This is a genomic window from Pseudomonas sp. BGI-2 (assembly GCF_004310295.1).
Lineage (GTDB): Bacteria > Pseudomonadota > Gammaproteobacteria > Pseudomonadales > Pseudomonadaceae > Aquipseudomonas.
In genome coordinates this window covers 1-12,421 of the sequence record NZ_SISB01000029.1, presented here as the reverse complement: position 1 = coordinate 12,421, position 12,421 = coordinate 1, and the positions used below count along the sequence as shown (strand labels likewise).

Here is a 12,421-nt window from a genome sequence, read left to right as displayed (position 1 = left end):
GGTTAGCCCTGGCCATTCGGTCTCTTTTGCCGTGGGATGTTCTGCGTTTTTCGGTCATGGAAAATTCCTCGATAGACGCATTTCCCACCTATCGGGGTGTCCTGTCTTTCATGGGGCTCGCTCATTTAGCACTACAGCCTCATCATCCAAGAATGTGACAGCCGTCATACACACAAACTTTTCTTGGGGCTATGCTTCTTCATAGTCCCCTCAAAGCTTGGAGTGTTGGCATGCGTATAGAAATCGTGGCGTTAAACCTGCTGATTGGCTTCTCCTCCTTAAGCATCGCCGCCCCCCCCACAATTCAAGGGGTGATTCATTTCCATGGAAATATTGTCGAAACACCGTGTACACAATCCATTGTGAACAACGAAGAACCCCGTACAGCACAGCTCTCCCTGGAGCACTGCCCAGCCGCGGTTGCGGCCCGGTCAACGGGCACTCCATGGATCGCTCCTCAGCAAAAGGTTGAAGCAATAAGCCGATCAGGTGCGCAGATACAATTGGTCGCCAACCGTAAAAACAACAGCGATGACAACAAACAATTGTTTACACTAATAGATAGTACAGGGCGACCAGCAAACTTTGGGAAATACCGAGTGACGTTGACTTATCCATAGACCCTCGCGTTGACTATCGTTACAAGAGCCCGGCATATAGTCGGGCTTTTAGTATTAGATCATTTCAACAAGCCAAGTTAATTCTGCTGAAATACTCGACACTCTGGTTCCTCCCTACGACCCTGTGTCGTGCCTCTTTGGCTACTGCGGTAGAACGCAGTTAAAAGGAACGAACTCGTAGGCAGTCTACTCATTACCTGAAGTGCTCGATGATCAGCCAGGTGCGGCTTTACCTTGGAAAACGTCATCAGCCTGTCACTGGGCAGCCGCGCACTGCCATCCGATATCCGTCGGTCTGATCTCATCGCGCAGGGCCTCGTGCATAACTGATGCCGCCACTCAATAATCCTTCGTGCAACACCGACGAACTCAATGACTTCCAACCTCGAAGGTGAAATGAGCTTCCAGTGTTTTGGCATCTGGGATGCGCATTTCGGAAACGGGAATCAGCGGATGAATCTCCACACGCAGAGACCAGACAGAACCTCGGGCGGGCGGCCCACCACTGATCGGAAGAATGAAGTCACCCGGCGCCACCTTTATTGATGAACCATAAGAGTCCGCGCTCGCCTCGATAGATCCGCCCCGCGCAAGCTCTACACTATGACCGTCGAGTGTGGCATCGCTAATACTAACTATCACCTGCCCCTGATTGGCGAACTTGAAATGTTGTCCAAAGGACTCACCTCGTAGTAACAGCATAAGCTCCGATGCCGTAGGACAAAAGACGTTCAGACTGATGACTCGATTACATCAAGAAAGCCGCCGGACCTCTAACATCGACATCACACCAGAGCTCCTTAGTTACAGTAAGCGTTTACTACCTTAAAATCACCATCATCTTCGGTTTCCTCAAAGGAAATATCAAGACTGCAGTGTTGCGCCTGACTCGCTCCCCACTCCACCTGAAACTTATGACTATCGGCAACCGCAAGAAGCACTTGCCCGCCCAGCCCGATAACGTTGATCTTCCGTCCTTTTTCATCCAGCACTGCCGCACCAAAGGGTACAAATACCCCATTTTTCAAGCGCACCGTGGCCAGCACCTTTTGGGAGTGGCTGGCATCGAATCGGGCAAGTACGACCGCACCACGGCGCGGAATAACGGTCGTCACGCCATTATCGATATCTGTATTGGTATCGAGTTGGCTGGTATCCAGGCTAATGCGGTTCTTGCGATACGGCTGTACGTAAGGCACGAGGCTATAACCCTTGCTGTTGGTCAGTGAGCCTGGGGCATTGTTGACCCCTACGTTCGGGGTGTCTTTAACTTCTACCAACGCCATGGTTTCACCCATGCTCTGGCCCAACTCAATACCGCCGGCATGGGCCAGCACCGATCCGGACATCCCGATGTTAGCACTTTTGTAATAACTGCTATTGCTGGCACCAGCACTCAGCTGGGCCCATGGGGCTCGATAGCCAACGGAGGCAGATCCGGTATTGGCCGAAGTCTCACTGCGCAGCATGTCAACGTTGTAGTTCACATCGTTGTACTGGCCCGCCATGCCACTCATGCCCAGACGCTGATCGTTAGAGCCGTCGGTGTTACGGTTAAGGCTCACGCTCGCGCTTTGCTGGCCCAGTGGAAAGGTGAATGTTAATCCTATCTGCGCCCCTTGGTAGTCGCTGTCACTCAAGCTTTTACTGGCATACAAGCCGACGTTCACCTTGGATATCTGGGTGTTTACGCCAAACTGCAGCTGACGCTCTTGGCGGGACGAGCCCCAATAGTCCTGCTGGGTCAGGTTCAAATAAATCGAAGCTCGACTGTCGAGACTTTGTGAAATGTTGGCCTCCAGGCGGCTGCGACGGCTGATGCCTTGATAGGCATCTAGAGCGTCATAATTGGCGCTTCTCTGAAAAACTGCTTCGCCAAAGTCGCGGTAGCCTTGCGTCGAATAGCGATAGCCCGCAAAACGAATGCTGGTGCCGCTATCAAACGCCTTACCGTAGCGGATACCGTAACTTTGACCGCTTAAGGTGCCGCGCGCCGTATCGGTTGTGGCTTGGGTGGCATCCAGAGAGATCGCCCCCAGGCTGCCGAGGCCTTTACCCACACCCATCTGCCAGGCTCGATAGTCATCACTGAACAGCCCACCGACCGAAAGCGTGTAATCGCTCGGCAAACCGTAGGCGAACGACGCTTGGGTAAAGGTTGGGCGGTCACTGTTCTCGTTGTTTTCATTGTATTGCCCGGCCGTGACGCTGTAGCGCCAGGTCCCCTGACGCAACAGGTTACCCAGGGTCGCATAAGGTTGTATGAAACGCCGTTCAGTGCCGTCGGCTTCGGTGATGATCACTTCGAGGTCACCACTACCGGTTGCGGCGTTCAAGTCCCTGATTTCGAAAGGGCCCGGTGCCACGTACGTGGTGTATAGCGAGTAACCGTGCTGACGGATCTCGACCTTGGCCTGCGTCTGAGCGATGCCATGAATAATCGGCGCATAGCCCTGCAGGGAATCAGGCAACATGTCGACGTCAGTCGATAGTTGAACACCGCGAAACGGAATACTCTGAAACATGTCACCTGGGGTTACACTTTCACCCAGGGACAAGGTACCGGCGGTGCCAGGCAAGTCGCGTTGCACATAAGTGGTGGCATGCTCCCACTGCCCGTTTTTTCGGTAAGACGAACTGGAGCGCAAGCGCCAATCACCAAGATTCATCCCGCCGTTCAAGTACAGATTGTAACCCGTCGCAGTTTGTTGTTGGTTTTTGCTTTGCGACCCCGATAGTTGATAGTTCAAAAAGCTCGCATTGATGCCACTGTCCCATTCTTTGGGCGAGACGTAGCCACGGGCATCGCGCTCCATGGCGATCTGCGGCACGCTAATGTCTAGCAAAAGTTTTTGACTGTTGAAACGGATCGAAGATTCTTTGACCAGAGACTGCAGATCAACGCATGTCACGCTTTGCTGAGTGGCATCAAGCAAAACAGCAGTCTTCACTCCCATCTCAGTGAGCAGGGTTGGCGAGAGACATGGCATCAAGTCCTGACGTAGTCGGGTAAAGGTTATTTCTCGCTGCCCGAAGTACTCCTGGTTGATGGTAATGCCCACCACATACCTGCCAGGACCGATGTCGCGTTCTTTAAGCATGGCCGCTATATCGACATTCGAGGTTCCACTTGAATGGTCAAAGTCCCTGACAAAGCCAGAGTCGAACTCAAGCTCTTGCGCATTTACGCGTGCAAAAATAGCAATCAGTAGCAAACCAACTGCGACTTTCCTTAATCTCAAACAAATGCGCACAGAAACCTCTAGGTATCTAAACTCTCACTCAGCCGATGAGCTAACGCTCAGAGAACCAAAACTGAAAGGGTCAAAATGACGCTATTGATTTGCTCGGAGCGCTATATCCGCCGTAGTCATTGATGACCGAAAATTCGACATCGACCTTTTGCGCCCCGACCTTATGCTCCAACGGGTACTCCTGGCTCGACTTGGGCGCCACCATCGCTACGTCGCTCAACTCGATAGCGTTATTACCGTCCATCGCTTTAATGCCGATAAACGTAATGTGGTATGGGCTAGGATTGGTTACGCGAAGGCTACTTCCGGAGGCGGTATTGACTAACTTCCACTGCAGTTGGCCAGGAGCGTCGGCAGGCTTTGTGGCTAACTTTTCCGGTCTGTAAAAAAACTTCACCCGCGTGCGAATCGCGACTTTTAATGCGTTTTCGTCATTTTTACTAGCGATCGGGATTTCCTGTGCATTGAAATAGAACACCGACTCACGATCCAAAGGCAGTGTACCCGGAGTTTTGATAATCCGGACTACTTGCTCTTCCCCAGCCCTGACCCGAAATAACGCCGGCATTGCAATAAATGGCGACAGTGCATTATTGTTGTCTTCTTGACCGTTGACCCACACTTGTACGGCGTAGTCTTTATCCGTTACATTACTAACGACAGTCGAAACATTACGTTCATCCGCATTCAAAATGATACGGGTACCACTTAACATCACGCCGGAGAAGGCGACCGGCGAATAACAAGCGCTAGCCACTAAAACGCCGAGCCCAAAAATACAATAAAAAGTGTAAATCTTAAACTTTAAAAACATATTTCCCCCAACATGCGGGATAGCCTCTCACGTAAAAAACCAACATGCCGGCCAATAAAACAGACTGTTGAAGCCTGCTTTATTTAGCGCTCCGCAGAGAGATGGTGTTCAGCTGAACACTTCACGCACAACGCGTCACTACCTAACAGCCATTAGCAGGTTAGGTAGCGACAGATCTCCAGAGGAATACTCTCCAGATTCTCGACTTATTTGTAATCGATACTGAACGCTGCTTTGGCGTTGGCCGTACCTGCCTCTGCTACACCGGTAGCGATGTAGTTGGCGGTAAAACGCAGCGGCTTGGTCAAATCAGCGTATTCACTGGAGGCTTGGCCAAGTTGCACGTCAGCACCGGTAGCGTCTTTGATTTGAACGGCAACGTTCTTGGCGGCACCGGCTCCACCGGCAATACCGATCCATTCACCCTTGCTCCCGGAAGCACCGTTCAGACTGATAAAACGTACCGTCGCGGATTTGCCTGCAAGAACGCAGTTTGCATCAGCCGAACTCAGCGTCAACTGGAATGCGCCACCACCCGCCACATCGCCGGCTTTTTTCAGTGCAGTGCTCGGCACGTTACCCAGCGAAACATTACCACCCGCTCCACCGTTCACGTCGCTAACGACAACAGAACAGGTATTGGAAGTCACGCTTCCGGTAAAGTTAATCTCACCATCTGCCGCCATGGCCTGAGCAGCAAAACAGCAGATTCCAACAGCAATAGCAGACTTAACGAGTTTCATATATCCACACCTACCTAAAGCGATATTGGTTAATTTTTTCCGTATCACTGGCAAGCCACATATTAAAGGGGGCGGCATAGAAACAAGATAAGCAGGCTCTTGATACAGGCCAAGAAAATTCTTGATTTTGATCGGGTTAGTTCTTGGTGCTTATCACTGCCTGCTTAGTGGGCACTCTGTTAATTGTTAGATCTTATGCTGACACACATCGACTTGGGGCTAGCATGTTTTTTATCAAAGTATACTTTTCGGTCTTGACTATGCTTCCCCTGTCATTTGGCGCCGGGGGACCACAAAAAATTCGCCTCCTCCAAAAGACAGTAGTGGTCTGATTTCAACGGACATCCCGACAGGTGGAAAATATATCTATCGCGGAGCTTTTCATGACCAAAAAACGCAGAACATTCCACGGCAAAAGAGTCCAAATTAGCGGGGCGGGGCTGGCCTGAGCGCAGATCGGGGTTATATATTCATGTCAAACCTGTTTGGGTGGCTACTGTCCTGAGCGGTTAATTCAATAACTTATTCTTTATCGCTCCCAGCTTTGCTTTGTTTACAGAACTGATGATTGATTCAGCCGTCTTTTTCCACTTGAAAGGCTTAGCCGAAAGTCATTGTGGGCCTCGATAAATTGACGAATAGCCGCTTTCAGTTCGGCCACGCTGGTGAAGACACCACGATACAGTGCCCGCCTTTCCAGCTGCGCGAACCAGCCTTCCACTGCGTTCAGCCACGAAGCACTGGTCGGCATGAAGTGCAGTTTGAAACGCGGGTGCTTCTCCAACCATTGCTTGATGGCCGGCGTTTTGTGAGTCGAGCTGTTGTCCAGGATGATATGCAGGTCAAGTTCTGCGGGCGTAGCTCGGTCGATCTGCCGCAGGAAGGCCAGAAAGTCGCCTAGTCATGCACGTAACCTGGAGATGATTCAGTCGTTTGTTCACGGGGATCTTGTTGGCTTCGGGATGTAACCCATTGTGGATTCTCATACCTCCATACCAGCTAGCTTGAGGTGAGCTTTCGACCTCTCGGAACATCTCGCGGATGCGGTTTTCCATGTCAATCCACATCATTCACCTGATGACAGCTACCTCCGCGTCCTTCTGAAGCCTTTTAGCGTATTTCTCCAGCGCCTTTTTCATCGCGAACACCACTCCTAGAATCTGTCGCCCAGCCCTTCCATCATGACAAGCGAATAAACCCGCTCAAATCCAGAAACCAAACCTCGTGCGGCAAGTAGGCTCAAGTGCCTCTAGGCTTGGTTCGTGCGGTAGCCTCAGCCACCAATGGGTCTTCAGGCCAAAAATGCTTCGGGTATCTACCCTTAAGATCCTTCTTCACTTCCGCATAGGTGCTCCGCCAAAAATTGGCTAGATCCTGGGTCACCTGCACAGGCCTGCGGGCCGGCGATAAAAGATGTAGAACCAGAGGTTGCTTGCCGTGGGCTATGCGAGGCGTTTCTGCCAGCCCAAACAGCTCCTGCAGACGTACGGCCAGAATAGGTGGCTGTTCGCTGTAGTCGATGCGAATGTTCGACCCTGACGGCACCTGAATCGTCTGCGGTGCTTGAACCTCTAACTCCTTTGGAAGCGGCCAAGGCAGGAGATTTCTGACTATCGAAGACAGATCCAGCTGGCTGAAGTGGCTGAGCCTCGTGACTTTGCCCAGGTACGGCGTGAGCCACTCTTCCAGCGTGTCCACCAGGTTGGTATCGCTGAGATCAGGCCACTTGCTTTCTGCCTGGCCATTTTGGATATCAAGCTGACGCAGCAGATCTACCCGCGCTTGCCACTGCCGCAACTCAGGGTTCCAAGGCAGGAGTTCGATGCCCTTGCGTCTCACCAGGTTGACCAAGGCGAGCGAACGGGCTTGCTCGTCAAGACTTGGCAGAGGCGCTGTGGATAGCACCAACTGCCCCACCTTCAGCTGCCGTTCAGCCTTGATCACACCTTCCCTTTCGTCCCACTCGACCTCATCGACAGACCTCACGAGGTCAGCCAGCTCTTCATCGAACAGGGCCGGATCGAGGTCACTCGCCAGGTAGATCCGCTCCTCACGCTGACCTTGTCGGCTACCCAGGTCTGCCACAACCAGCCACTCATGCTTGGTCAGGGCATCGGGCTCTGAGAAAACTGCGGCCCGCCCGTTGGAGAGACGGTACTCAGATGCACTCGCACGCCTCTGGAGACCGATTCGGTCAGGGTAGGCGAATGCCAGTAGGCACCCTACCCATCTTGGGTGATCGGGCTCGCTAACGGGGCTGGAAGCCCTTCCACGTAGTAGGGATCGATACTGCCGAGCAGACTGCTTCACTCGCTGGAAAGAGCCACCGCCTCGGCGTGAATGTTGCTCGCCTGACAATGCACTCAGCCTAGTGTGAAGGTCGGCACCTGCTCCGCGCAGGATGTCTTTCTCACCCAGCAACGCAGCGATGTTGCAAGCCAGGTCATCCAGTCCCATCGCGTTGCCTTTGATGAGCAGGTGAGCGATCCGTGGATGCGCTGGAAGCTCGCTCATGGCCGATCCATGTGGTGTGAGCTGCCCAGCATCATCAAGTGCGCCTAAGCGCTTCAGCAGGTCTCTGGCTTGGGCGAAGGGAGCTGATGGAGGTTGGTCGAGCCAGATCATCTCCTCTGGCTTCATTCCCCACCGGGCCAACTGGAGTGCCAGGGCTGCAAGATCCGCCTGCAGGATTTCAGGGGTACTGTAGCCGGCCATTTGCTCGTGCTGCGATTCAGACCATAGGCGATAGCAGACACCTGGCTCCAATCGCCCTGCCCGCCCCGCACGCTGAGTAGCGCTGGCCTTCGAAATACGCTGCGTGTCGAGTCGAGTCATTCCACTGCGAGGATCGAACTTCGGCACTCGCTCGAGGCCACTGTCCACCACCACTCTGACGCCTTCGATGGTCAAGCTGGTCTCGGCGATGTTCGTGGCCAGTACGATCTTACGGGAGCCTTTGGGTGCCGGGTCTATCGCAGCACGCTGTGCGTTGAGATCAAGGTCACCATACAGCGGGCATATGATCACGTCTGGACGGTTGCTCAACTGCTCTTTGAGGGTCTCTGCCACCCGCCGAATCTCTGCCTGCCCAGGAAGGAAAACCAGAACGCTTCCTGACTGTTCGTTGATGGCGGACAAGCAGGTGTCTGTGACTCGCGCATCGATACGCTCGCCCGACTGATATGGGCTACCCCAAACCGTTGAGACCGGATACATCCGCCCTTCGCTGGTGATCACTGGCGCGTCATTCAGAAGCTTTGAAAGCCGAGCGCCTTCCAGTGTTGCAGACATCAGCAGCAACTTGAGTGGCGGCTCATCACGCAATAGCTCACGAGCACTCACGCACAGGGCCAGTGCAAGATCTGAGTCCAGATTTCGCAGGTGGTACTCATCGAAGATGACCACACCCACACCGTCCAAAGCAGGATCATCCTGAAGGCGGCGAGCCAGAATACCTTCGGTGACTACCTCGATCTGAGTGCGCGGGCCTACCTTGCTTTCAAGTCGAATGCGGTAGCCTACAGTCTCTCCCACCTTCTCACCGAGTTCGCCTGCCAAACGCTCTGCCGCCGCCCGAGCAGCTAGCCGCCGAGGCTCGAGCATCAGGATCTTCTGGTCACCAAGCCAAGGCTCGTTCAACAGTGCGAGAGGAACCCTAGTAGTTTTACCCGCACCAGGAGGCGCTTCAAGGATGACTTCGTTGCGGCCAGCCAGAGCGGCTTGTAAGGCTGGCAATACGGCGTCAATAGGTAGAGAAATCATCGATGCTCCTAAATCAGGGGAGCAGTATACGACGGGGGACTGGAGGAGGAGATCAAGCCCTCAGGCTGAGACCGCGTTGCTTGAAAGTTTTTGACAAAATAATGATGATTTCGGTGCATTCAGCAAATCGTGGAATTCGTCGAAGATCAGCAGACCAACGCCTTCCAGCGCCGGGTCATCCTGCAAACGCCGGGTGAGGATGCCTTCGGTGACCACTTCGATACGGGTGTTGGGGCCGACTTTGCTGTCGAGACGAATGCGATAGCCGACGGTTTCACCGACCTTCTCGCCCAGCTCACTGGCCAAGCGCTCCGCCGCCGCCCGTGCCGCCAGCCGGCGCGGTTCGAGCATCAGAATGGTCTGCCCGGCCAACCAAGGCTCGTTGAGCAGGGCCAACGGCACGCGGGTGGTTTTACCGGCACCGGGCGGTGCTTCGAGCACGGCTTCGTGGCGTGTAGCCAAGGCTTCACGCAGGGCGGGTAAAACTTCATCAATCGGCAAAGAAATCATGCTGGCTCCAAAACAGAGCGGCGAGTATAACGGCGAACTGCTCGGCGTTAATGACGGTCCTAATTCATACAGGCGTCCTTTCGTTTTGAAATTACCCAGGAGATTTCATATGCGTATTCCCTTTCGCTTGATTGGCGGTGTATTGGTCGCGACGCTGCTGACGCAAGTGACCGCTTGCGGATCGATTTTCTACCCTGACCGTCGTGGTCAGATCGACGGCAAGATCGACCCGGCCATCGCCGCGCTCGATGCCGTGGGTCTGCTGTTCTACATCATCCCCGGCCTGATCGCGTTTGCCGTGGACTTCGCCACTGGCGCGATTTACTTCGAGCCCGGCAAGACCACCCAAGTGGCCCCGGAAAAACTCAAGGAAGCCATCGGCGCCGACGGCAAGGTCGATAACCACAAGTTGCAGACTATTCTCGAAACCGAACTGGGACGTAGCTTCCCGCTGGACGACCCGCGTCTGATTCAGCACAAGGGCAGCACCCAGCAACTGGCCATGCTTGGCCTGCAACCTGCCGCATAGTCCGTGCCTGTGAAGGATCACTCAAAGGAAACGCCGTCCCTATGATCGCAAGCTCCGAACACGCCCGCCTGTTGCGGCTGGCGACCCGTGCCTCGGTGGCGGTGGCGTGTACGCTGATCGTCGCCAAAGCCATCGCCTGGTGGTTGAGCGGTTCGGTGAGCATGCTCGCCGGGCTGACCGACTCAGCCCTCGACGGCGTCACGTCGCTGCTCAACCTGCTCGCGGTGCATTACGCCTTGCGCCCGGCCGACGATGATCATCGGTACGGGCACGGCAAGGCCGAGTCGCTGGCGGGCATGGCTCAGGCGTTGTTCATTGGTGGCAGTGCGGTGCTGATTGGCTGGCAGGCGATCGATCGACTCAAACACCCGGAACCGGTGGGGGCGCCATGGATCAGTATCGGCGTGATCGTGTTTTCCCTGGTGCTGACGCTGGCCCTGCTGATGTTGCAACATCGGGTCGTCAAGGCAACCGGCTCCAATGCAGTGCGCGCCGACTCTCTGCATTACCGCTCGGACATGTTGCTCAACGGCAGCATTCTGCTGGCGCTGGTGCTCGCTGGGTTTGGCTGGCATCAGGTCGACCCTTGGTTTGGATTGGCGATCGCCGTCTACATTCTCTGGAGCGCGATTCAGATCGCCCGGGAAAGTTTTACCGTGTTGATGGATGAAGAACTGCCGTCGGACGTCAGCCAGCACATGCTCGAACTGGCCTGCGGCGTACCGGGAGTATTGGGGGCGCACGACTTGCGTACACGGATTTCCGGCAGCCAGTGGTTCGTGCAGTTGCACCTGGAATTGCCGGGGGACTTGACCCTGTCAGTCGCTCACGGCATCAGCGATCAAGCCGCCGATGCTATTCATGCCGCCTACCCGCGAGCCGAAGTGCTGGTGCACGCCGACCCGCAGGAAGTGGTGCAGGCCAGCAGGGCTCAGTAACTCACCTGATAGCCGCGACTGCTCAGGCAGTTGCCCTGGGCCTGACGGTAGGCTTGTACCACCGACGGGGCTGGCTGGTAGGTGGCCGTCCGCGGATTGAAGCCACTCTGCTGCACCGCGTATTGATAGCACTCGTAACCGTCCTGCTTGATCTGTTCCGGCGACTGACCGTTCGCCGGATAGGCCTCCACGTCATAACTGTTGCTGACCGGCTGCGGCTGCGCTTGCACCGGCGGCTCGACTACCACGTAATCCTGCGTGTTTTGCTGATAGGCGTAATACGAGCCGGCCGCCAGGAACAGCAGCGCCCCGCCGATCCAAACCTCACGCGCGTAATCGGGCAAGTAGCTGACACGAATCCCGCGAGGCGGTTGAACCACTACATAACGCGGGCCTTGCGGGCGATACCAGTAGCCGCCGGAATAGAAATAATCCCGACCGCCATAAGGCACGCGGTAGTCGCGGTCCGGGAAGAGGTCGATCACATGACCCGGGCGATACTGCGGGCCGGGGCCCCAGCCGTTACCGTGCCCGTCCGGACGACCGGCCCAACGGCGATCATCGGGACGTGGACCGTTGTTCTGCCAGTGCTGGTTGTAATCGTTGCGCCGCGGAACGTCCTGATAATAGCCACGTTGCGGCTGCTGGGTCTGGCGCACGGTGTCGGGGCGACCCTGGATCGGCAGGTCATTGGCCGGTAGCTGCGGCGGTGGCGGCGGTGAGCGAACAGGATTGTTGTAGTCGGGCTGCTGGCGGTTCTGCCATTGGCCGTTGTTCTGATTCTGGCCGTTGTGCTCGAACTGGCGGCTGTTGTCGCCACGAATGATGTCGTTGTTCTGCGGGCGCGGCTGATTATTGCCGCCATGGCCCTGATTGTTGCCCTGATGGCCGTCCGATCCACGCTGCCCGTCATCGGGGCCACGGTTTTGCTGATCATCGGCCAGCGATTGCGCAGTGACACTGACGCACAGCAAACCAACACCGGCCAAATGCCAGATGCGCGACTTCATGCTTTTCCTCACTGCGGGTTAGGGCCTGTACGTAAGACTGGAAAAGTACAGGGCGGTTCTGCAACAGGTTATCAGTCGCGCAACTTATTTATTGAGGGCGGCCGACAAATTCCAGGATCGAGTAGGAGGCGGATTTACATCCGCCGTCCTCTCACACCACCGTACGTACGGTTCCGTATACGGCGGTTCCTGCCTACTGCCAAACAACGTCAGCGAGCTTGGTTCCGTTGATGTGTCGCCT

9 protein-coding genes and 2 pseudogenes are annotated in these 12,421 nt (G+C 55.2%); 3 read left to right on the top strand and 8 right to left on the bottom strand.

What is annotated here, in order from left to right:
• Positions 1 to 230 precede the first annotated feature (230 nt).
• A complete protein-coding gene (locus tag EYC95_RS19485) occupies positions 231 to 620 on the top strand; it encodes a type 1 fimbrial protein (protein ID WP_131061810.1) in 390 nt (129 codons plus the stop codon).
• Positions 621 to 989: 369 nt separating this feature from the next.
• On the opposite strand, the gene EYC95_RS19480 is transcribed toward EYC95_RS19485, so the two are convergent.
• The 7 genes and pseudogenes from EYC95_RS19480 to EYC95_RS19450 form a co-directional block, all read right to left on the bottom strand.
• Entirely contained in the window at positions 990 to 1,322 is a 333-nt protein-coding gene (locus tag EYC95_RS19480; protein WP_131061809.1) for a hypothetical protein, read from the bottom strand.
• 98 nt (positions 1,323 to 1,420) lie between these two features.
• Positions 1,421 to 3,835, bottom strand: a complete 2,415-nt coding sequence (locus tag EYC95_RS19475) for a fimbria/pilus outer membrane usher protein (protein ID WP_256656975.1) — start codon at positions 3,833 to 3,835, stop codon at positions 1,421 to 1,423.
• Positions 3,836 to 3,944: 109 nt separating this feature from the next.
• A complete protein-coding gene (locus EYC95_RS19470; RefSeq protein WP_131061808.1) occupies positions 3,945 to 4,688 on the bottom strand; it encodes a molecular chaperone in 744 nt (247 codons plus the stop codon).
• Between the two features lie 206 nt (positions 4,689 to 4,894).
• Positions 4,895 to 5,431 carry a fimbrial protein gene (locus tag EYC95_RS19465; RefSeq protein ID WP_131061807.1) on the bottom strand — a complete coding sequence of 179 codons (537 nt, stop codon included), beginning with the start codon at positions 5,429 to 5,431 and terminating at the stop codon, positions 4,895 to 4,897.
• Positions 5,432 to 5,940: 509 nt separating this feature from the next.
• A pseudogene (locus tag EYC95_RS19460) lies at positions 5,941 to 6,326 on the bottom strand (IS630 family transposase); the annotation flags it as partial.
• Between the two features lie 344 nt (positions 6,327 to 6,670).
• Positions 6,671 to 9,193, bottom strand: a complete 2,523-nt coding sequence (gene hrpB, locus EYC95_RS19455; protein ID WP_131061806.1) for an ATP-dependent helicase HrpB — start codon at positions 9,191 to 9,193, stop codon at positions 6,671 to 6,673.
• Between the two features lie 126 nt (positions 9,194 to 9,319).
• Positions 9,320 to 9,703, bottom strand: a pseudogene (locus EYC95_RS19450) (DEAD/DEAH box helicase); the annotation flags it as partial.
• 109 nt (positions 9,704 to 9,812) lie between these two features.
• Here EYC95_RS19450 and EYC95_RS19445 point away from each other — a divergent pair.
• Entirely contained in the window at positions 9,813 to 10,232 is a 420-nt protein-coding gene (locus EYC95_RS19445; RefSeq protein WP_131061804.1) for a polyribonucleotide nucleotidyltransferase, read from the top strand.
• Between the two features lie 41 nt (positions 10,233 to 10,273).
• Entirely contained in the window at positions 10,274 to 11,170 is an 897-nt protein-coding gene (locus EYC95_RS19440) for a cation diffusion facilitator family transporter (protein WP_131061803.1), read from the top strand.
• Here EYC95_RS19440 and EYC95_RS19435 read toward each other — a convergent pair.
• Positions 11,164 to 12,180 carry a DUF6515 family protein gene (locus tag EYC95_RS19435; RefSeq protein WP_131061802.1) on the bottom strand — a complete coding sequence of 339 codons (1,017 nt, stop codon included), beginning with the start codon at positions 12,178 to 12,180 and terminating at the stop codon, positions 11,164 to 11,166. The genes EYC95_RS19440 and EYC95_RS19435 overlap by 7 nt on opposite strands.
• Positions 12,181 to 12,421: the final 241 nt, after the last annotated feature.